The organism is Bradyrhizobium sp. NBAIM01 (assembly GCF_020194115.1).
In the GTDB taxonomy this organism is placed as follows: Bacteria; Pseudomonadota; Alphaproteobacteria; order Rhizobiales; family Xanthobacteraceae; genus Bradyrhizobium; species Bradyrhizobium yuanmingense.
This window is the reverse complement of the sequence record NZ_JADYVU010000003.1, coordinates 521851-541194: the sequence shown is the minus strand read 5'-3', so window position 1 is coordinate 541194 and position 19344 is coordinate 521851. Positions and strand designations below refer to the sequence as shown.

At 64.1% G+C, this 19344-nt stretch carries 21 protein-coding genes; 12 read left to right on the top strand and 9 right to left on the bottom strand.

The annotated features are described in order from the left end of the window. Positions 1-117: 117 nt before the first annotated feature. The 6 genes from murI (at position 118) to I6F31_RS13330 (ending at position 4996) form a co-directional block, all read left to right on the top strand. The gene (gene murI / locus I6F31_RS13355) at positions 118-915 is read left to right on the top strand and encodes a glutamate racemase (RefSeq protein WP_036027824.1); all 798 of its coding nucleotides are present in this window, start codon (positions 118-120) and stop codon (positions 913-915) included. A 61-nt stretch (positions 916-976) separates the two neighbouring features. After that, on the top strand, positions 977-1750 hold the full coding sequence (locus I6F31_RS13350; protein WP_036027825.1) for an aldolase/citrate lyase family protein: 774 nt from the start codon (positions 977-979) through the stop codon (positions 1748-1750). A gap of 221 nt (positions 1751-1971) precedes the next feature. Further along, a complete protein-coding gene (locus I6F31_RS13345) occupies positions 1972-2739 on the top strand; it encodes an acyltransferase (RefSeq protein ID WP_036012914.1) in 768 nt (255 codons plus the stop codon). Between the two features lie 222 nt (positions 2740-2961). After that, entirely contained in the window at positions 2962-3579 is a 618-nt protein-coding gene (rpsD, locus tag I6F31_RS13340) for a 30S ribosomal protein S4 (protein ID WP_036012915.1), read from the top strand. A 71-nt stretch (positions 3580-3650) separates the two neighbouring features. After that, on the top strand, positions 3651-3866 hold the full coding sequence (locus tag I6F31_RS13335) for a hypothetical protein (protein WP_225132719.1): 216 nt from the start codon (positions 3651-3653) through the stop codon (positions 3864-3866). 62 nt (positions 3867-3928) lie between these two features. After that, positions 3929-4996: a threonine aldolase family protein gene (locus I6F31_RS13330; RefSeq protein ID WP_036027826.1), complete on the top strand. Its 1068-nt coding sequence runs from the start codon at positions 3929-3931 to the stop codon at positions 4994-4996. A gap of 112 nt (positions 4997-5108) precedes the next feature. On the opposite strand, the gene I6F31_RS13325 is transcribed toward I6F31_RS13330, so the two are convergent. The 4 genes from I6F31_RS13325 to grxD are packed head-to-tail and all read right to left on the bottom strand — an operon-like array spanning position 5109 to position 8584. Next, on the bottom strand, positions 5109-6368 hold the full coding sequence (locus I6F31_RS13325) for a serine hydrolase domain-containing protein (protein WP_225139774.1): 1260 nt from the start codon (positions 6366-6368) through the stop codon (positions 5109-5111). Position 6369: 1 nt separating this feature from the next. Next, complete coding sequence (locus I6F31_RS13320; RefSeq protein ID WP_036012922.1) at positions 6370-7656, bottom strand: serine hydrolase domain-containing protein; 1287 nt, start codon at positions 7654-7656, stop codon at positions 6370-6372. 46 nt (positions 7657-7702) lie between these two features. Then, on the bottom strand, positions 7703-8254 hold the full coding sequence (locus I6F31_RS13315; RefSeq protein ID WP_109143232.1) for an O-acetyl-ADP-ribose deacetylase: 552 nt from the start codon (positions 8252-8254) through the stop codon (positions 7703-7705). 3 nt (positions 8255-8257) lie between these two features. Next, positions 8258-8584, bottom strand: coding sequence for a Grx4 family monothiol glutaredoxin (gene grxD, locus I6F31_RS13310; RefSeq protein ID WP_018647423.1), 327 nt, complete (start codon positions 8582-8584; stop codon positions 8258-8260). 239 nt (positions 8585-8823) lie between these two features. Here grxD and egtB point away from each other — a divergent pair, with 239 nt between their 5' ends. Together egtB and egtD are read left to right on the top strand one after the other, a co-directional pair. Beyond that, the gene (gene egtB, locus I6F31_RS13305; RefSeq protein ID WP_225185520.1) at positions 8824-10119 is read left to right on the top strand and encodes an ergothioneine biosynthesis protein EgtB; all 1296 of its coding nucleotides are present in this window, start codon (positions 8824-8826) and stop codon (positions 10117-10119) included. A gap of 48 nt (positions 10120-10167) precedes the next feature. Next, a complete protein-coding gene (gene egtD / locus I6F31_RS13300) occupies positions 10168-11139 on the top strand; it encodes an L-histidine N(alpha)-methyltransferase (RefSeq protein ID WP_192893154.1) in 972 nt (323 codons plus the stop codon). A 9-nt stretch (positions 11140-11148) separates the two neighbouring features. Here egtD and I6F31_RS13295 read toward each other — a convergent pair whose 3' ends face one another. Together I6F31_RS13295 and I6F31_RS13290 are read right to left on the bottom strand one after the other, a co-directional pair. Next, complete coding sequence (locus I6F31_RS13295) at positions 11149-12342, bottom strand: low temperature requirement protein A (protein WP_225147607.1); 1194 nt, start codon at positions 12340-12342, stop codon at positions 11149-11151. Between the two features lie 42 nt (positions 12343-12384). Further along, positions 12385-12621 carry a BolA family transcriptional regulator gene (locus I6F31_RS13290; protein WP_011088461.1) on the bottom strand — a complete coding sequence of 79 codons (237 nt, stop codon included), beginning with the start codon at positions 12619-12621 and terminating at the stop codon, positions 12385-12387. A 197-nt stretch (positions 12622-12818) separates the two neighbouring features. On the opposite strand from I6F31_RS13290, the gene I6F31_RS13285 reads away from it, so the two are divergent. Continuing rightward, positions 12819-13178, top strand: coding sequence for a DUF427 domain-containing protein (locus I6F31_RS13285; RefSeq protein WP_225139771.1), 360 nt, complete (start codon positions 12819-12821; stop codon positions 13176-13178). Between the two features lie 105 nt (positions 13179-13283). Here I6F31_RS13285 and I6F31_RS13280 read toward each other — a convergent pair whose 3' ends face one another. Beyond that, on the bottom strand, positions 13284-13457 hold the full coding sequence (locus tag I6F31_RS13280; RefSeq protein ID WP_157280741.1) for a DUF1328 domain-containing protein: 174 nt from the start codon (positions 13455-13457) through the stop codon (positions 13284-13286). 175 nt (positions 13458-13632) lie between these two features. Between I6F31_RS13280 and I6F31_RS13275 the strand changes: the two genes are divergently transcribed. Further along, a complete protein-coding gene (locus tag I6F31_RS13275; RefSeq protein ID WP_225139770.1) occupies positions 13633-14820 on the top strand; it encodes an acyltransferase in 1188 nt (395 codons plus the stop codon). 126 nt (positions 14821-14946) lie between these two features. Here I6F31_RS13275 and purL read toward each other — a convergent pair whose 3' ends face one another. Next, positions 14947-17157 carry a phosphoribosylformylglycinamidine synthase subunit PurL gene (purL, locus tag I6F31_RS13270; protein WP_225139769.1) on the bottom strand — a complete coding sequence of 737 codons (2211 nt, stop codon included), beginning with the start codon at positions 17155-17157 and terminating at the stop codon, positions 14947-14949. Between the two features lie 186 nt (positions 17158-17343). Between purL and I6F31_RS13265 the strand changes: the two genes are divergently transcribed. Both I6F31_RS13265 and I6F31_RS13260 read left to right on the top strand, forming a co-directional pair. Beyond that, positions 17344-17823, top strand: coding sequence for a PaaI family thioesterase (locus I6F31_RS13265; RefSeq protein ID WP_225185519.1), 480 nt, complete (start codon positions 17344-17346; stop codon positions 17821-17823). 76 nt (positions 17824-17899) lie between these two features. Beyond that, positions 17900-18865, top strand: coding sequence for a DMT family transporter (locus tag I6F31_RS13260; RefSeq protein WP_225185518.1), 966 nt, complete (start codon positions 17900-17902; stop codon positions 18863-18865). A 13-nt stretch (positions 18866-18878) separates the two neighbouring features. On the opposite strand, the gene I6F31_RS13255 is transcribed toward I6F31_RS13260, so the two are convergent. After that, positions 18879-19304, bottom strand: a complete 426-nt coding sequence (locus I6F31_RS13255) for a GFA family protein (protein ID WP_036043496.1) — start codon at positions 19302-19304, stop codon at positions 18879-18881. Positions 19305-19344: the final 40 nt, after the last annotated feature.

Below are 19344 nucleotides of genomic sequence, written 5' to 3'. Positions count from 1 at the left end.
ACGCCGGGGATGATGACGCAGCGCGTCCGTGACACGAGACGCCCCCCGGTCTTTGCGGGATCGCCGCAAAATCGCCCTAAAAACCGAATGGTAACCATGCCGGGCTAGGGTGGCGACGTGACCAATTCTCCGACGATCCTGGTGTTCGATTCCGGCCTTGGCGGGCTCACGGTGCTCCGCGAGGTCGTGGCGGCGCGGCCCGACGCGCATTACGTCTACGTCGCCGACGACGCCTTCTTCCCCTATGGCCACCACAGCGAGGACGAGATCATCGCCCGCGTCGTGCCGCTGATGGGGGAGCTGATCGGCCGGCATAGTCCAGACCTCGTCGTCATCGCCTGCAACACGGCGTCCACCCTGGTCCTGTCTCACTTGCGCGCCGCCTATTCCGTAGCCTTCGTCGGCACGGTGCCGGCGATCAAGCCGGCCTGTGCGCAGTCCAGGACCCGCCGCGTTTCGGTGCTCGGCACCAAGGGCACGGTGAAGCGCGAGTACACCAAGGCGCTGATCCGCGATTTCGCACAAGGATGCGAGGTGACGCTGGTCGGCTCGCCCGAGCTCGCTTCGCTGGCCGAAGCCGCGCTCGGCGGTAGCCCGATCAGCGACGAAGCCATCCTCGCCGAGCTCGCTCCCTGCTTCGTCGGCGACGCCTCGGATGCGAGCGCGCGCACCGACACTGTGGTGCTCGCCTGCACGCACTACCCGCTTCTGCTGGACCGGATGAAGAAGCTCGCGCCCTGGCCGGTCGACTGGATCGATCCGGCGCCCGCGATCGCCCGTCGCGTCTCCGACCTGCTCGGCCCGCCGACCGGCGGCATCGCGCAGTCCGGCGCCGAGATGATTTTTACATCGAACCGCGTGCATGGTCTCAGCGCCACGCTGACGCCGTTCTTCGGCGGACGCGCGGTGGCCTGAGCTTGCGCACTGGCGGCGCGCTGCTAGGCTTTGCCGTCGCCATCGTCCCGCAGGATTTTCCATGTCGGTCCCCGCAAAGCCGCTGAACCGCCTCCGCCAGCTCTGGCGCGAGGGTCGCCCCGCCTTCGGTGCGATCGCGACCATCCCGAGCGTGCAGATGGTGCAGATCATGGCGCGCTCGCTCGACTGGATCATCGTCGATCTCGAGCACGGCCCGATCGGATTGACCGAAGCCCACGCGATGATCGCCGCGACCACGGGCACGCCGTGCACGCCTCTGGTGCGGATCGCCGCCAACGAGCCGTGGCTGGCGAAAGCGCCGATGGACATCGGTGCCTTCGGCATCAACTTCCCGATGATCACGAGCCGCGCGGATGCCGAGAAAGCGGTGCGCAGCGTGCGCTACCCGCCGCACGGCGATCGGCTCTGGGGCCCCTTCCACGCGCCGTTCCGCTGGGGCCAGTCGATGCCTGATTACATGGCCTCTGCCGACGACGAGATGATCTGCATGATCACGATCGAGCACGTCGACGCGGTCGATCGCATCGACGAGATCATGGCAACGCCCGGTATCGACGTCGCGGTCATCGGTCCCGGCGATCTCGCCACCTCCATCAACAAGCGCGGCCGGATGGATGATCCGCAATTGCTGGACCTGATCGCGCGCGCCGAGGCGGGCATCCTCAAGAGCGGGGTGCCGATCGGCGGGGTGGCGCGCACCGCCGATCAGGCCAATGCGCTGATCGACCGCGGCTACCGCGCGATTGCGCTGGGCTTCGACTGGTCGCTGTTCCAGCGCGGCATCATGGCGGCCTACGAGGGGGTCAGGCGCTGATCGGGCCGATCGACGCATGACCGACCGACGCGACCAAGAGCGCCTGATCGAGATATAAATCATTGAAAATGGATGATTTTTTGGTCTAAAGGGGGTCCATCTTTGGCGCTGCCCGGTGCGGCGAACCGACCGGCCCCAAGCGGGTTGGTTCGTGCTAGAGCGAGCAGGCGGGCCCCGCTCGTTGCACATATTTTGATCTTTTGATTTGGAACCGGAGGCCTATGCGCGGGACGCCCAAGACCATTTCGCTGCGTCGTCGTGTGATCTGCGACCTCATGCACGCCTCGAAGGGCGTACCTTTCGTTTCATTGGCCCGTTCGCTCAATATCCGCCCCCTGCTGGAGGCCCGCGCGGACGCGGCCGCGCCCGCCGGCTGGGCCGCGATGTTCGTCAAGGCTTTCGCCCTGGTTGCAAAGGACGAGCCGATCCTGCGCACCCTTTACGTCAAATGGCCCTGGCCGGCTCTGTATGAGCTTCCAAAGAGCGTGGCGACGGTCGCGATCGCGCGGGTCGAGGATGGCGAGGAATGCGTGCTGCTGCAGCGAATCGCGGGTCCCGAGGCTCTTTCGCTGGCAGAAGTCGATGCGGAAATCCGACGCGGCAAGACGGCCCCGATCGAGGATGTTCCGATGTACCGCAAGATCATGCGGGCGACCCGCCTGCCGTTGCCATTGCGGCGCCTGTCCTTGGCCATCGGTCTGAATTTCGGCCGTCAGCGCGGTAACTGGTTCGGCAGCTTTGCGGTAAGCTCGGTCGCCGCCTACGGCGGCGGCGAGCTCCACCCGATCACGCCGGGCCCCTTTGTCCTGAGCTATGGGCTGGTCGAGCCAGATCAGACCATCCATGTCGTGATCCGCTGGGACCACCGCGTCACCGACGCCGCCCCGATCGCGCGGGTCCTGACCCGGCTGGAACAGGTCCTGAACACTGAAATTGCTGCCGAATTGCGGGCGGCGGGGTCAAAGCCGGTCCGGGCGGTCAGGACATAAGAATACCGTCGTCGCAGGTCCCGGAATGACAGGCTAAAGAATTGACAGCCAACCCCAAACTCCCCTAAAAGCCGCCTGCTCGCGGGCCGATTTCGGCCCGCGAAGCGTTTCGCGACCCGTGGTCCTCTCCCTTAAGCTTTGGGGATCGGACCTGTCGGTGCCGGGATCATCCCGTCACACAGGAGGGCGCGTTTCCTCAAACCATGACCTGAAGAGGACGCGATGACTAAGCGCAGTGAGGCGAAGTACAAGATCGATCGCCGTATGGGCCAGAACATCTGGGGCCGCCCGAAGAGTCCCGTCAACCGCCGCGAATACGGCCCCGGCCAGCATGGCCAGCGCCGCAAGGGCAAGCTCTCCGACTTCGGCGTGCAGCTGCGCGCCAAGCAGAAGCTGAAGGGCTATTACGCCAACATCTCCGAGCGTCAGTTCCACGGCATCTATGTCGAGGCCAGCCGCCTCAAGGGTGACACCGGCGAGAACCTGATCGGCCTGCTGGAGCGTCGTCTCGACGCGGTCGTGTACCGCGCCAAGTTCGTCTCCACGATCTTCGCCGCACGCCAGTTCATCAACCACGGCCACATCAAGGTGAACGGCCGCAAGGTCAACATTTCGAGCTATCAGCTCAAGGTCGGCGACGTGGTCGAGGTCAAGGAAGCCTCCAAGCAGCTCGCCCACGTGCTCGAAGCCAGCCAGCTTCCCGAGCGCGAGGTCCCCGACTATCTCGAAGTCGACCACGGCAAGATGACCGCGAAGTACGCCCGCATCCCCGGCCTCTCCGACGTGCCGTTCCCGGTGCAGATGGAGCCGCATCTGGTCGTCGAATTCTATTCGCGCTGATAAGTTTCGGCAGATCGACATTCAAAAGGCTCCGGTTCTCCGGGGCCTTTTTGTTTGGTAGCATGTCATCGATGTCTCGCGCGGCCGACCAGTTCGCCAACACTCTGCCTTCTGCAACGCCGACTGAAGCGGCGCTTCGCGCGTGGGAGGCCCTCTCCCGCGCCGAGCAGATCTGCCGATATCAGGGGCTGTTCGCTCTGCCCGATTGCAATATCTTCACAGCAGACACGCCAGACGACATCCTCCTCGCCGCGCGACAGCGCGTCGCTCAACGTTCTCGTGGCTAGTACAGGTCATCGGGGCACGCACGCAATACGTCGCAATTGTTCGACTAGAGATGAGACACGCCATGCTCTACACCCCTCCCCCCGTCGATCCCAAGGCGCCGCCGGTGCGCATCAATCTGCTCTCGGACACGCAGACCAAGCCGACGGCAGGGATGCGGGAGGCGATGGCGCGGGCGGAAGTCGGCGACGAACAGGTCGGCGACGATCCGACCGTGAACGCGCTGTGCGAGCGCGTGGCCGATCTGCTCGGCAAGGAAGCTGCGGTCTACATGCCCTCGGGCACGATGTGCAACGTCACCGCGACGCTGGTGCATTGCCGCCCCGGCGACGAGATCCTCGCCCATGAGACCGCGCATATCATCGCGCGCGAAGGCGGCGCGCATGCCGCAATCGGCGGTTTCCAGGTCACCCAGCTCAAGGGCCCCGATGGCCAGTTCACGCCGGAGACCCTTCGCAAGGCGCTGCATCCGCGCACGCGGTACCAGCCGCCGCAGACCGTCGTCAGCGTCGAGCAGACCGCCAATATCGGCGGCGGCACGATCTGGAAGAAGGCGGTGCTCGACGAGATCGTCGCGATCGCCAGGCAGCACGACCTCGTCACCCATATGGACGGCGCGCGCCTGCTCAACGCCACGGTCGCGAGCGGCATCTCGCCACGCGACATGACCGCGGGCTGGGACTCGGCCTGGATCGACTTCTCCAAGGGCCTGGGCGCACCGATCGGCGGCGTGCTCGCAGGCTCGCGCGCCTTCATCGACGCGGTCTGGCAGTGGAAGCAGCGGCTCGGCGGCTCGATGCGGCAGGCCGGCATCTGCGCCGCAGCGTGCATCTATGCTCTCGACCACCACGTCGAGCGCCTGGCCGACGACCACGCCAATGCGCGCGCGCTCGCCCGCGGCCTGTCGCAGATCTCGGGCATGGAGGTGCAGGAGCCCGAGACCAATCTCGTGTTCTTCAAGCCCGACGGCGCCGGCATTCCCGGCGACAAGATGGTCTCGGCCCTCCGTCAGCGCGGCGTGACGCTCGCGATGATGGACGGCCGCATCCGCGCCTGCACCCATCTGGACGTCAATGCGAGCCAGATCGAGGAGACGATCGGGTACGTGCGCGAGATCGTGCGCGGGGCGTAAAGCTCAGCCCCGTAGCCCGGATGGAGCGCAGCGAAATCCGGGATCTATCCACGCGGTGAGGACGTCCCGGATTGCGCTTCGCTCCATCCGGCTACGCAAAGGGGGAGAGGTCTCACCGCCCCATCGCCTGATAGATCAGCGTCTTCAGCTCGAGCTGGATCCGGCCGCGCTGCGAGGGGGTCTGCACCATGAAGATTCCGAACAGGTCGTCTTCGGGATCGATGAAGAAGAAGGTGCCGCCAACGCCGTCCCAGCGATATTCGCCAAGCGGCCAGTTCGTGCCCGGCGGCACTGCGGTACGTACGGCGAAGCCGAGGCCGTAGCCGCTGGTCTCACCCGGATAGTAGTGCTTGTCGCGCTCGACGCGGGTTTCGGGACCGATATGATCCCTCGCCATCAAGGCGATGGTTTCCGGCTTCAAATAGCGTCGACCTTCAAGCGTGCCGCCGTTGAGCAGCATTTGCGAGAAGCGGGCATAATCGCCGACCGTGCCGACGAGGCCGCCGCCGCCCGACTCCCATCGCAGCGGTTTCCTGATATCGCGAACCTGCGTGATCGGGCTGATCGCCCGATCCTGCGGCATCGGCTCGGCGATACGCGGCCATTGGGCGGAATCGGCGACGTAGAACGCCGTGTCCTTCATCCCGAGTGGATCGAGCAGCCGCGTCTTCGCGAACTCGAGCAGCGATGTCCCCGAGATCACCTCGATGATGCGCCCGAGCACGTCGGTGGAGTGGCCGTAGTCCCAGATCGTGCCGGGCTGTTCGGCGAGCGGAAGCGTGGTGATCTTCGCGACGAATTCGGCATTGGTCGAATTCCTGTCGAACAGTCCGGCGTCGGCATAGAGCTTGTTCACCAGGTCCCCGCCATAATAGCCGTAAGGGATCCCGGCGGTATGCCGCATCAAATCCTCGATCGTCACCGGACGTTTGAGCGGCTCCAACTCCAGTGAGACCTTGTCGTCCTCGGCCTTCTTCTCGACGCCGACCTTCATGCCGGCAAAGGCCGGAATGTATTTCGAGACGGGATCGCTGATCGCAAGCTTACCCTCCTCGACCAGCATCATCGCCAGGACCGAGGTGATCGGCTTGGTCATCGAATAGAGGCGGAAGATCGTGTCCGCACTCATCGAAAGTTGGGTCGCGACGTCGCGGACGCCGAAATTCTCGCAGTAGACCGGCTTGCCGTGTTGCTGGAGCAGCAGAATCGCTCCCGGAAATTTGCCGGTCGCGATCTCATTCCTGATGTAGTCGGAGACTTTTGCCAGGCCTTCGGGCGTGAATCTGTGCGCGCGGCCCTCCGAGCCCGCCCGCGCACTTACGGCGCCGAACAAAAGAACGAGCGCCGCGAACAGCGCGCGGCGCCCGTTCATGTCACTTCTCCATGGCTTCATAAACCAGCTGCTTCAATGTCCGCTGCACGCGCTGGCGCTCGCTCGGGGTCTGCTCCAGCAGCACGAAGAACATGTCCTGCTTGGGGTCGATCACGAAATAGCAGCCGGAGGCGCCGTCCCATTTGAGTTCGCCGAGGTTGCCGGGCGGCGGCGGCTTGGCATTGCCGGGCTCGGTACGGACCGCAAGCCCAAGGCCGAAGCCAAAGCCGTCGCCGGGGAAATAGAAATAGTCGCGCTCGACGCCGGAGCCGGGGCCGACCTGATCAGTGGTCATCAGCTTGAACGTCTCGGGCTTGAGGATGGTCTTGCCGTCGAGACTGCCGCCATTGAGCAGCATCTGCGAAAAGCGCCTGTAATCCGCCATGGTCGTGACCATGCCGCCGCTGGCGAACTGGATCTTCTTGACGACCGTCGGATCATTGATGCGGCCGACGCGGAAATCGGCATCGTTCGGCACGGGCTGGGCCAGAAGCTTCTGCTTCGCGGGGTCCGTGACCAAGAAGCCGGTATCGACCATGCCGAGAGGATCGAGCAGCTTCTCGCGCATGATGTCGATCAGCGGCTTGCCGGCGGCGACCTCCATCACACGCGCCAGCACGTCGGTCGAGTGGCCGTATTGCCAGAGCGCGCCCGGCTGGTTGTGCAACGGCAGCTTGGCGATTCGTTCGGCGAACTCGGCCAGATCGAAGTCGCCGGCATAGATGTTGGCCTCGCGATAGGCCTTGCGGACCAGGCTGTCGCCGTAGAAGCCGTAGGTGATGCCCGAGGTGTGCGTCATCAGATCGTGCACGGTCATCGGCCGCTTCGGCGGCACCAGCTCGAGGGATTTCGTGCCGTCCTCCGCCTTCTTCTCGACACCGACCTTCACATTGGCGAAGGAGGGAATGTATTTCGAGACGGGATCGTCCAGCTTGATCTTGCCCTCCTCGACCAATTGCATCGAGACCACCGCAGTGATCGCCTTGGTCATCGAGAACAGGCGGAAGATGGTCTTGTCCGTGATCGGAGCCTTGCTGACCACGTCCTGAACGCCGAAGACTTCGTGATAGACCGGCTTGCCATGCTGCTGGATCAGCACGTTTGCACCGGCGATCTTGCCCGTCGCAACCTCGTTCTTGAAGAACTCGGTGATCCTGCCGAGCTTCTCCTGGTTGAAACGTGCGCCGGCCGGAATCTCGTAAGTGCCCTCCGCGCGCGCCGGCGAGATCGCGGCAAGCGACACCAACGCGCCGCAGGCGAGCGCACGCAGTCCAAATTGTGAAATCATATCCCCTCCCCGGAACATGGCGCCTCGGAGTGTACCGACCGCGTCATCAGGCACAAGGGCTGCCGTACCGCGCCAAGACATCCGAATGGAGGGCGGCGCTTGCCTCCGAGAAACAACAAAATATGACGTGCGCAACCAACGGCGCAGCAGGCAGGGCTTCGATGGCGGCATGGACCGCGATCTTTGCCGCCTGGTCGGCAGGAAAACGATATACGCCGGTCGAGATCGCGGAGAACGCCAGCGAAGTCAGCCCATTGGCCTGGGAGAGCTCCAGCGCACGGCGGTAACAGGAACGAAGTGCCGCCGCCTCGCCGCGAGTGCCGCCGTGCCAGACCGGACCGACGGCATGGATCACGTATCGGGCGGGCAGACGATAGCCCTTCGTAATCTTGGCATCGCCGGTCGGGCATCCCCCGAGCGTCTGACATTCGGCGAGAAGCTCGGGACCAGCGGCGTCATGGATCGCGCCATCCACGCCGCCCCCGCCAAGGAGCGACGTGTTCGCGGCGTTGACGATGGCGTCAACGCCGAGTGTGGTGATATCGGCGACGATGACCTCGAGCTCCGCGCCGCCAATCCGGCGCGTCAGCACGGTCACGTGTCAGGCCGCGACGACGACGCCCTTCTCGGAGAAGAGCTGCTGCAATTCGCCGGCCTGGAACATCTCGCGGACGATGTCGCAGCCGCCGATGAACTCGCCCTTCACGTAGAGCTGCGGGATGGTCGGCCAGTTCGAATATTCCTTGATGCCGTTGCGCAGCTCGGCGGATTCGAGAACGTTGAGCCCCTTATAGCCGACACCGATATGGTCGAGGATCTGGACCACCTGGCCGGAGAAACCGCACTGCGGAAATTGCGGCGTCCCCTTCATGAACAGAACCACGTCGTTCGACTTCACTTCATTGTCGATGAATTCCGCGATGCTCATATCCGTGTCCTTCTGGGGCAGAGCCCTCACCAATTGCTTCGGGCCGGCTCAGCCGATTTAACCCGATACCTGCCCATATATGTAGCCCAAACCGTTGTGCATCCAAAGTAAAATGGCGGCGACGGGTCCCCGCCTGCCGGATTGACCCCAGCCGGGTCCATAGGCTGATGACATCAATATCATCGCCGCAGAGGACTTTCATACCGTAACGGAGCCCCTATCTAGGACGAACCCTGTTCATGGAACCGGGTCGTGCGAACAACGTTCTCTTGTCCTGTCTGGAGAAAAACGTGACGAAACAAGCCTCAGCCACGGCCTCCCTGCGTTCGTCACCGTCCTCCCGCGAGGACGACCTCGCCCAGCGGCTGGAAGCGGCGTTCTCGACTGTCCGCAATGAGACCGAACGCCGGGCCGCACCGCTGTCGCCCGAGGACCAGCAGATCCAGTCCATGCCGGATGCCAGCCCGACCAAATGGCACCGGGCCCATACGACCTGGTTCTGGGAGCAATTCCTGCTCGGCGAGCATGCTGCGGGCTACCGGCCCTTCCACCCCGATTTCGCGTTCCTGTTCAATTCCTACTACGTCAGCGCCGGCCCGCGACATGCTCGCAATCATCGCGGCGACATCACCCGCCCCAGCGCCGACGAGGTCGGCGCCTATCGCAAATACGTCGATACGGCCGTCGGCAAATTCTTCCGCGAGGCCGGCGCGGACAAGCTCCGCGCAATCGCGCCGCTGGTCGAGGTCGGGCTCAATCACGAGCAGCAGCATCAGGAGCTGATGTTCACCGACATCCTGCATGCCTTTGCGCAGAACCCGATCTATCCGGCGTATGACCCGGCCTGGCGCTTCCCGGCCGCAACGCGCGGCGGCGATGACTGGCTGACGCTGAACGAAGGCATCCACACCGTCGGCCATGTCGACGACGGCTTTCATTTCGACAACGAGAAGCCGGCGCACCGCGCCCTGGTCGGCCCGGTCAGGATCGCCCGCAATCTGGTCACCAATGCCGAGTGGCTCGCCTTCATGCAGGACGGCGGCTACCGGACCGCAACCCTGTGGCTGATGGACGGCTTTGCCGCGGCCAGCAAGGAAGACTGGCAAGCCCCCGGCTATTGGCGCGAGGTCGACGGCGCATGGCAGGTGATGACGCTGGCCGGCCTCAAGCCGGTCGATCCGGACGCGCCGGTCTGCCACATCAGCTATTACGAAGCGGATGCGTTCGCGCGCTGGTCCGGAAAACACCTGCCGACCGAGATGGAATGGGAGGTCGCGGCCCGCGCTGGCCAGCTCAACGACGCCTTCGGCCTCGTCTGGCAATGGACCCGCAGCTCCTACGCGCCCTACCCCGGCTATCGCGCCGTCGAAGGCGCGCTCGGCGAGTACAACGGCAAGTTCATGGTCAACCAGCTGGTGCTGCGCGGCTCCTCGCTTGCAACTCCGCAGGGCCACAGTCGTACCACCTATCGCAACTTCTTCTATCCGCACCACCGCTGGCAGTTCACCGGGTTGCGGCTTGCCGATTACGACTAAGTATTCCGACGACAGATGCGCGCCGGACAGCGCGTTCAGGAGAGTATCATGAATGTGCACGCCAGCGCTTTGGCCGAGGCCCATCTTCCCGACGAGCAGACCACCGCCTTTGCCCGCGAGGCCATCGAGGACCTCTCGCAGCAGCCGAAAAAGCTGTCGCCGAAATACTTCTACGACGCGACCGGATCGGAGCTGTTCGAGGCGATCACCAAGCTGCCGGAATATTATCCGACGCGCACCGAGCTATCGATCCTGAAGGAGCGCGGAAGCGAGATCGCAAGCATCATCCCGGAGCACGCCGCGCTGGTCGAGTTCGGCGCCGGCGCGACCACGAAGGTGCGCCTGCTGCTCGATCAGTGCAAATTCGCAGCCTATGTCCCCGTCGACATCTCCGGCGACTTCCTGAAGGCACAGGCGAGCGGCCTGAAGCGGGATTTCCCGGCGCTCGGCATCTATCCGGTGGCGGCCGATTTCACGACGCCGTTCGAGCTGCCCAAGCAGGTTGCATCCATGCCGAAGGTCGGCTTCTTCCCCGGCTCCACCATCGGCAATTTCGAGCCGCAGGAAGCGCAGGCCTTCCTGAAAAGCGCGCGCAAGATCCTCGGCAAGGGCGCGCAGATGATCATCGGCGCCGATCTCGAGAAGGACGAGCGGATCCTCTTCGACGCCTATAACGATGCGGCCGGCGTCACCGCGCGCTTCAACCTCAATGTGCTGGTGCGCATCAACCGCGAGCTCGGCGGCAATTTCGACCTGTCCGCCTTCACCCATCGCGCGATCTACAACCGCGAGCGGCACCGCATCGAGATGCACCTGATCAGCAGGAAGAGCCAGACCGTGCGCCTGCTGGGCACCAGCTTCTCGTTCCGCCCGGGCGAAAGCATCCACACAGAGAACAGCTACAAATACAGCATCGCGCGTTTTGCCGCGCTGGCCCAGGGCGCGGGCTGGCGGGTCCGCGAGAGCTGGACGGATGCGGCGAAGATGTTCTCGGTGCACGCGCTGGAGGTCGCGGAGTAGAGCCGGACGTCAATGCTCCTCGGCTTCTTCGGGCGCCGACCCCAGCGACACCGACTCCCACACCGCCACCACGATCAAAATGGCGCTCGTCGCGATCGAGAGCCACAGCGGCGACAAATCCGACGCAAACCACCACAGCACCAATAGCGCGATGATGCCGATGCCGTGCGAAAGCTGGAGGAAGCCGCGGACCGCGTGCTTGAACAGGATGGTGCCGATCAGAAACACCAGGGGGCCGCCGATCGTGCTCAGAACCGTGCGGACGTCGGAATGGCCGGACGGATGCTTCAGCACCAGTTCGTCCGAGACCGCGGTCAGGATGATGCCGGCGATGATCGGCATATGCAGATAGGTGTAGGCGAGCCGCGCCAGGCGGCCGGACTCGCTTGACTTCGAGATCCGCTCCAAGCCGGCCTCCGCGCCCTTGTGGAAATAGATCCACCACATCGCGATGGCGCCGACCAGCGCTGAGACGAAGGCGAGAATGTTGCTCGCGGTCCACTCCAGTTCAGCGAAGGTCGCGCCGTTGACGATAATGGCCTCGCCGAGCGCGATGATGACGAATAGACCGCAACGCTCGGCCATATGGCCGCCTTCGACCGCCCAGGCCTCAACGGAAGAAAAGCCCAGCTTCGGCACCCAGAACCGCGCGGCCGGCGAGATGTATTCCCAGGTAACCGCCGCGATCCACAGCCATAGCCGCCTCTCGCCCTCGGCCAGGCCGCCCGCGATCCACAACGCCGCGGAGATCGACAGCCAGGTCAGGATGCGGATTGCGTTATGCCGCACCGCTGTTCGATGCAGCGGCGTTGCGAGCAGCCAGAACGCGGTACGCCCCACCTGCATGGCCGCATAGGCAATCGCGAACCACAGGCCACGGCCCTCGAAGGCGGTCGGGATCGTGGTCGACAGCACGAGGCCGCCCAACATCATCGCAAAGAGCAGGAGCCGGACCGGGGTCAGCTCGGGATTGAGCCAGTTGGTAACCCAGGCGGTGAAAACCCACAGCCACCACACCGCGAGAAACAGCACCGCGACGTGCACGGCGCCGAGCGGCGTGAAATGGTGCAGCAGCGTGTGCGATATCTGCGTGACGGCGAAGACGAAGACAAGGTCGAAGAACAGCTCGACGAAAGTGACGCGGCTGTGCTGGTTCGGCACAATGACGCGGAACATCGCGCCGTGCGGATTGTCCGCAGCCATCATCGTCCCCTCGTGGCGCTGGTCAGGTGAGGTGCAGCTTCGTCAAGTACCTGGCACGCCGGTTTGCAGCGCCAGCGCGTGCAGCACGCCGCCCATCTGGCCGCGCAGGGACTGGTAGACGATCTGGTGCTGCTGGACGCGCGATTTGCCACGGAAGGATTCCGAGATCACGGTCGCGGCATAGTGGTCGCCGTCGCCGGCGAGGTCACGGATGGTCACCTCGGCATCGGGGATCGCTGCCTTGATCATCGCCTCGATATCGTGGGCGTCCATGGGCATTCGGGTCTTGCTCCTTATCTCGGCTGCAAAGCAGCCTCATCATCGAATCGCTGCCGGGGGTCCCCTCGCCGGCAAGGTCAAACTTAGCGTGAACGGCCTTCTACGTCACGCTTTCCGGCACTATATCCCTGATCCCATCAGGACAAAGGCACGACAAAGTGCCGCGCGCGGCAGATTGATCGAAAAGGCGTGAAATCATGAAGCTTCCAGGGCCCGACCACCCGATCACCATCACCCCAAATCCCCGGCGCGTCCGCGTCACGGCGGGCGACATCGTGATCGCCGAGACCAGCAAGGCGCTGACCTTGAAGGAGGCCAGATATCCGGCAGTGCAATATGTACCGCGGGAGGACGCCAACATGGCCCTGTTGGAGCGTACCGACCGCGTCACCCATTGCCCCTACAAGGGGGACGCGAACTATTACAGCGTCAAGGCCGACGGCAAGACGCTGGACAACGCGATCTGGACCTACGAGACACCCTTCCCCGCGATGACGGAGATTTCAGGCCATCTCGCGTTCTATCCGGACAAGGTGAAGATCGAGGAAGTGGAATAAGCGCCGCAACCCACGACCGTCATGCCCGGGCATCCACGTTCTGCACGCGGTAAGGCGTGGATGGCCGGGTCGAGCCGGCCATGACGGCGGAGAGGGCTGAATCAGCTACGCCCTGAAGATCGTGAGTCCCAATATCAGCAGCACCAGGAAGATCACGACGAAGACGTAGAACAGGAAGCGGGCGATGTCGGCCGAGGCGGCCGAGATGCCGGTGAAGCCGAGCACGCCGGCCACGATCGAGACAAGGAGGAAGATCAGCGCCCATTTCAGGATCGACATCGCCAGCTCCGAACTGCCGCGTCTCACGGCCTACGCTGTTTTCGGCGAACGCTAACATTGCTGCGAGGAACTGGTTCCTAGAGGTAGTCGGGGGCGACCTCCGAAACAAACGGCCCTTGCTGAATCGAGTTCCCGGCGGCAGAGTCCAGCCGAGGTCAGGATCGGGGCGGCCACGATGACGATGTCACATTCAGCGACGATCGGCGCGGAGGTGCATGCCGCGCCCACGAGCAAGGTGCGCAATTTGGCGATCGATCGCGCCCGCACCTTCCTCACTCTGGTGGTGCTGCTGCATCACGCGGTGATCCCCTATACCTATTTCGGGCATACCGATCCGAGTTATTTCTTCGGCTTCGACATGATCGTGCTCGCCACCGACAGCTTCTTCATGGCGATGTTCTTCTTCCTGTCGGGACTGTTCGCCTGGTCCGGCATCGCCCGGAAGGGAGTCCGGAGCTATTTGGCAGATCGCCTGCTTCGGCTTGGCCTACCCTTCGCGATCTGCGCCTTTACAGTCATTCCGCTCGCGTATTACGCGATCTCCCTGCGGCACCATCCCGAGATCGGTTTTGCGGAATTCTGGTGGAATATGGTCACGAAGGGCCCGTGGCCGAGCGGGCCGATCTGGTTCCTGTGGGTCTTGTTCGCCTTCGACCTGGTTGCCTGCCTTTTGTACCGGCTGTCACCCAACCTGCTCGATCCGATCAATCGCCTCTCGCTACATGGTCGCCGCCGGCCCGCCGTGTTCTTTGCGGTCATGCTGGCGGTCACCGCCGCGTTCTACATTCCCGGGCTGGTTCACTACGGACACAGCAGCTGGTTCGAGTTCGGGCCGTTCTCGGTCCAGCACGGGCGCGTGATGCTGTACGCGACCTATTTCTTTTTCGGTGCCGGCATCGGCGTTGCGCAAATGGATCGTGGGCTGCTCTCTGTCGACGGTCGCATGGCAAAGGTCAGCTGGGACTGGATGGTCCTGGCGATCGTCCCGTATTGCCTGTTGTGGGGCCTGATCTTCATCAAGCGCGAAATACTGGGCAACCCGTCGCCGTTGCCGGATTGGTATGAAGCGCTTTATGCCATCTGCTTCACCGTCTTCAGCGTGGCCATCATGTTTCTGATCCTGGCCCTTTTCCAGAGATTCAAGCAATCAGGCTCAGCCAGGCTGCTCGATCCAATGCAGGGCGACGCGTTCGGCATGTTCCTTGTGCACTATCCGATCGCGCTGTGGCTGCAATACTGGCTGTTCGACTATGACCTGCCGGCGATCGTCAAGGCCACGGTCGGGTTCGTCCTGACTGTCGCGGCGAGCTGGGCGCTGACGCGCGCGTTGCGGCAGATCCCGGGCGCGTCACGCGTGTTGTGAGGCACGGTCTCTCGGTCCGTAGCCCGGATGGAGCGCAGCGCAATCCGGGACCTCGCCACAAGTGATAGCGGTCCCGGATTACGCTTACGCTCCATCCGGGCTACAGATCTGATTTGTGGCAGCGCCTTACGCCGCCTTGCCGCTCATATATTCCGGCAGCCAGCGCTCGAACGACTTGCGCAAGCTGTCGATCGTAACCGGCGTCTCGCCCGCGATCGCGATGGCATCGCCGCCGGTGGTGCCGATCCGCACGCAGGGCACCTCGCAGCCGCGCATCTTGGCGAGCACGCGGCCGGCTTCGGTTTCCGGCACGGTGACGAGATAGCGCGCCTGGTCCTCGCCGAACCAATAGGCCTGCGGCACCAGCGCAGTCGGTGCCGCCAGCAGCTTGGCGCCGATGCCGCCCGCCATCGCCATCTCGGCCAGCGCGATCAGGAGGCCGCCGTCCGACAAATCATGCACGGCGGTCGCGGTGCCCGCATGGATCATGCCGCGCACGCAATCGCCGTTGCGCTTCTCGGCCGCGAGATCGACCGGCGGCGGCGCGCCCTCCTCGCGGCCGCAGATGTCGCGCAGATAGACGGATTGGCCGAGCCAGCCATGGGTCTCGCCGATTAAGAGGATCGCCTCGCCCTCGGCCTTGAAGGCGAGCGACGCCGACTTGGTGAAATCGTCGAGCAGGCCGACACCGCCGATCGAGGGCGTCGGCAGGATCGCGCGGCCGTTGGTCTCGTTGTAGAGCGAGACGTTGCCGGACACGACCGGGAAGTCCAGCGTGCGGCAGGCTTCCGAGATGCCCTTGAGGCAGCCGACGAACTGGCCCATGATCTCGGGCCTTTCAGGGTTGCCGAAGTTGAGATTGTCGGTGATCGCGAGCGGCTTGCCGCCGACCGCGGTGATGTTGCGCCAGGCTTCCGCGACCGCCTGCATCCCGCCTTGATAAGGATCGGCCTCGCAATAGCGCGGCGTGACGTCGACCGTGAGCGCGAGGCCCTTCGGCCCGTCCTGCACGCGCACGACGGCGGCATCGCCGCCGGGACGCTGCATGGTGTTGCCGAGAATGACGTGATCGTACTGCTCCCACACCCAGCGCTTGGAGCACATGTCCGGCGTGCCGATCAGCTTCTCCAGCGCAGCTCCAAGGCCCATCGGCGCCGGCACGTCGCGGGCATGCACGACCGGCAGCGCTGTGGACGGAACGTGCGGGCGATCATAGACCGGCGCCTCGTCGCCGAGCTCCTTGATCGGCAAATCGGCCATGACGTCGCCGCCATGCTTGACCACGAAGCGCTTGCTCGGCGTGGTGTAGCCGACAATCGCAAAATCGAGCCCCCACTTCGTGAAGATCGCCTCGGCTTCCTTCTCCTTCTCGGGCTTGAGCACCATGAGCATGCGCTCCTGGCTCTCCGAGAGCATCATCTCGTAGGCGCTCATGCCGGCCTCGCGGGTCGGCACCGCATCGAGGTCGAGGTCGACGCCGAGGTCGCCCTTGGCGCCCATCTCCACCGCCGAGCAGGTCAGGCCCGCCGCGCCCATGTCCTGGATCGCGATGACGCAGCCCTTCTCCATGATCTCGAGGCAGGCCTCTAACAGCAGCTTCTCGGCGAAGGGATCGCCGACCTGCACGGTCGGGCGCTTCTCCTCGGACTTGTCGTCGAACTCGGCCGATGCCATCGAGGCGCCGTGGATGCCGTCGCGGCCGGTCTTGGAGCCCAAATAGACGATCGGCATGTTCACGCCGGAGGCTGCCGCATAGAAGATCTTGTCGGCATCGGCGAGGCCCACCGCCATGGCATTGACGAGGATGTTGCCGTCGTAGCGGGTGTGGAAGCGCACCTGGCCGCCCACCGTCGGCACGCCGAAGGAATTGCCGTAGCCGCCGACGCCCGCCACCACGCCGGAGACGAGATGCCGCGTCTTCGGATGCTCGGGCGCGCCGAAGCTCAGCGCATTGAGGCAGGCGATCGGGCGCGCGCCCATGGTGAAGACGTCGCGCAAAATGCCGCCGACGCCGGTGGTCGCGCCCTGATACGGCTCGATATAGCTCGGGTGGTTGTGGCTCTCCATCTTGAAGACCACAGCCTGGCCGTCGCCGATGTCGATCACGCCGGCATTCTCGCCGGGGCCCTGGATCACCCAGGGCGCCTTGGTTGGCAGGCCGCGCAGATGGATGCGCGAGGATTTGTAGGAGCAATGCTCGTTCCACATCGCCGAGAAGATGCCGAGCTCGGTGAAGGTCGGCTCCCGCCCAATCAGCTTCAGGATGCGCTCATACTCGTCGGGCTTGAGCCCGTGGGCGGCAACCAGTTCCGGGGTGATCTTGGGTTCGTTCTTCATGGATTCGAGGCTTTCGGCGGCGGTTTGGCCGTTCTTAGGAACATCGGACGGCTTCGAAAAGCCCTTTATGGCGCATTTTCCCGCTGTCCCACGTTTTGCGCCGGCAGGGCCGGCGGGAACGGGAATTGCACGGCGCGGTCGGATCGGATTTAAGGTCTAAAGACCCGCAATTGAAGGCCTATTTCCTTGCACGAATTGACCAAAGCGCCCCCGCCCCGCCGCCCCGACCTCCACGTCGCCACCGAGGGCGAATTTGTGGGTTGGCGGACCTGGATTCGCGACAGTTTTGAGTCCCATGTCGGCCCGTTCTGGCACCGGATCGAGGCCGACGGCAGCGTCCGCAGCGCCTTCCGGGTCGAGAAGAAGCACCTCAACGGCTCCGGCAACGTCCATGGCGGCTGCTACATGGCCTTTGCCGACTATTCGCTGTTTGCGATCGCCACCCATGTCCTGGACAGCCGGGCGGTGACGACCAATTTCGCCTGCGAATTCCTCGATGCGGCACGCGAGGGCGAGCTGATCGAATGCACCGGCGAGGTCACCCGCGCCGGCGGCTCGCTGATCTTCCTGCGCGGCAAGATGGTGTCGGGCGAGCGGCTGCTGCTGACCTTTTCCGGAACGATCAAGCGGATGAAGCGGAAGGCACTCCCTCAGCCAAACGCATAGCTCGACGCCTTCCCTTTTCGCGCGCCCTCGCCCAGACTTCCCACCAAGCGCTTTGGCGCCGCGGAGCAAGAACAAGGTGCCGCAGAGCACATCCGAGGCGGGTCGCGCGACGGCGGCCGCATCGACGCCGTTGCCGTCCACAGCCGCTACCGGCGTGCGAAACTGGCGCGACTATGCGTTGCTGCTCGCGCTCGCCTGCTGCTGGAGCTCGACCTATCCGCTGACCAAGCTCGCGCTTCCCACCATTCCGCCGATCACCTTCATCTCGGCGCGCTCGCTGATCGCGTTCCTCTTTCTGTTCGCGATCCTGCGGATGCGCGGCGTCAAGCTGCCGACCGACGTGAAGGCGTGGAAGCTGTTTGCGACCCAGCAGCTGATCAACTCGACCTTTCCGTTTCTGGTCATCACCTGGTCGCAGCAATACGTGCCGGCGTCGAACACGGTGGTGCTGGCTTCGACGACGCCGATCTTCGCCTTCCTGATCACCTCGCTGATCACGCGGCACGAGCCGGCGACGCTGCTCAAGCTCGCGGGCGCGATCCTGGGACTGGCCGGCACCGTCGCGATCGTCGGGCTCGATGCTTTGCATGGCCTTGGCAGCGAGATCGTAGCGGAGATCGCGATCCTGCTTGCCACCATTTCCTTTGCCTGCGCGACCATCTTCGGCCTCCGTCTCTCCGAGTACGATCCGATGGTGGTGGCAACCGGCTCTCTGCTGTTCGGCGGTCTCGTGCTGCTGCCGCCCGCGCTGATCATCGACCAGCCCTGGACGCTGCAACCGACTCCGACCGCGATCGTCGCCACCATCGTCATGGGCATCGTTTCCAGCGCATTGGGCCTGTTGCTGTTCTACGTCTGCCTCGGCCGGCTCGGCACGCTGACGACCAACGCCCAAGGCTATCTGCGCATTCCGATCGGCGTCGGCCTCTCGGTGCTGCTGCTCGGCGAGAGCGTGCCGTCGAACCTCGCACTGGGGTTATTGCTGGTGATGGCCGGTGTTGCGGCGATGACGGTGCCGGCGGAGCGGTTGAAGTGGCGGTAGCCGACGGCGATGGTCAATCCGCCGAAATAAAGCGGAGGGTACCTGCACGGCGCGTCGGTTTTCCTGTGTCGTTGGTGTGATTGACACCGTCCATGACGGGCACCTCAGGAAAATCGAACGGACTTACCCCGTCGAGGCAAGCCACGTTGACAGCATACAGATTCTGGTCCGATCGACGCTGATGATGCGTGTAGATTCCGCAGCGGGAACAGAAGAAATGCTGCGCTGATCCGGTATGGAAGCGGTAGCTCGTCAGCGCATCCTCGCCCTTCAGGAACTTTATGCCGCCCATCTCCGCCATGACGACGACCGCACCGCGCATCCGGCAGTAAGAGCAGGTGCAGCGGCGGATCGAATTGAAACCGTCGCTCAGCGTCGCCTCGAAACGCACCGCTCCACAATGGCACTGACCAGCCCGGACGTTTGTATCACTCACCATGTTGCATGCTTCCTGGCGTTGCTGCGAATGACGACGCCGC

Excerpts from the sequence above, each read along its gene's own strand:
- I6F31_RS13325 (WP_225139774.1), bottom strand. The coding sequence starts at position 6,368 with ATGAACGGGCGCCGCGCGCTGTTCGCGGCGCTCGTTCTTTTGTTCGGC.
- egtB (WP_225185520.1), top strand. The coding sequence starts at position 8,824 with ATGGAACCGGGTCGTGCGAACAACGTTCTCTTGTCCTGTCTGGAGAAA.
- I6F31_RS13255 (WP_036043496.1), bottom strand. The coding sequence starts at position 19,304 with ATGGTGAGTGATACAAACGTCCGGGCTGGTCAGTGCCATTGTGGAGCG.
- I6F31_RS13275 (WP_225139770.1), top strand. The coding sequence starts at position 13,633 with ATGACGATGTCACATTCAGCGACGATCGGCGCGGAGGTGCATGCCGCG.
- I6F31_RS13285 (WP_225139771.1), top strand. The coding sequence starts at position 12,819 with ATGAAGCTTCCAGGGCCCGACCACCCGATCACCATCACCCCAAATCCC.
- rpsD (WP_036012915.1), top strand. The coding sequence starts at position 2,962 with ATGACTAAGCGCAGTGAGGCGAAGTACAAGATCGATCGCCGTATGGGC.
- egtD (WP_192893154.1), top strand. The coding sequence starts at position 10,168 with ATGAATGTGCACGCCAGCGCTTTGGCCGAGGCCCATCTTCCCGACGAG.
- I6F31_RS13345 (WP_036012914.1), top strand. The coding sequence starts at position 1,972 with ATGCGCGGGACGCCCAAGACCATTTCGCTGCGTCGTCGTGTGATCTGC.
- I6F31_RS13350 (WP_036027825.1), top strand. The coding sequence starts at position 977 with ATGTCGGTCCCCGCAAAGCCGCTGAACCGCCTCCGCCAGCTCTGGCGC.
- I6F31_RS13290 (WP_011088461.1), bottom strand. The coding sequence starts at position 12,621 with ATGCCCATGGACGCCCACGATATCGAGGCGATGATCAAGGCAGCGATC.
- purL (WP_225139769.1), bottom strand. The coding sequence starts at position 17,157 with ATGAAGAACGAACCCAAGATCACCCCGGAACTGGTTGCCGCCCACGGG.
- grxD (WP_018647423.1), bottom strand. The coding sequence starts at position 8,584 with ATGAGCATCGCGGAATTCATCGACAATGAAGTGAAGTCGAACGACGTG.
- I6F31_RS13295 (WP_225147607.1), bottom strand. The coding sequence starts at position 12,342 with ATGGCTGCGGACAATCCGCACGGCGCGATGTTCCGCGTCATTGTGCCG.
- I6F31_RS13335 (WP_225132719.1), top strand. The coding sequence starts at position 3,651 with ATGTCTCGCGCGGCCGACCAGTTCGCCAACACTCTGCCTTCTGCAACG.
- I6F31_RS13280 (WP_157280741.1), bottom strand. The coding sequence starts at position 13,457 with ATGTCGATCCTGAAATGGGCGCTGATCTTCCTCCTTGTCTCGATCGTG.
- I6F31_RS13330 (WP_036027826.1), top strand. The coding sequence starts at position 3,929 with ATGCTCTACACCCCTCCCCCCGTCGATCCCAAGGCGCCGCCGGTGCGC.
- I6F31_RS13320 (WP_036012922.1), bottom strand. The coding sequence starts at position 7,656 with ATGATTTCACAATTTGGACTGCGTGCGCTCGCCTGCGGCGCGTTGGTG.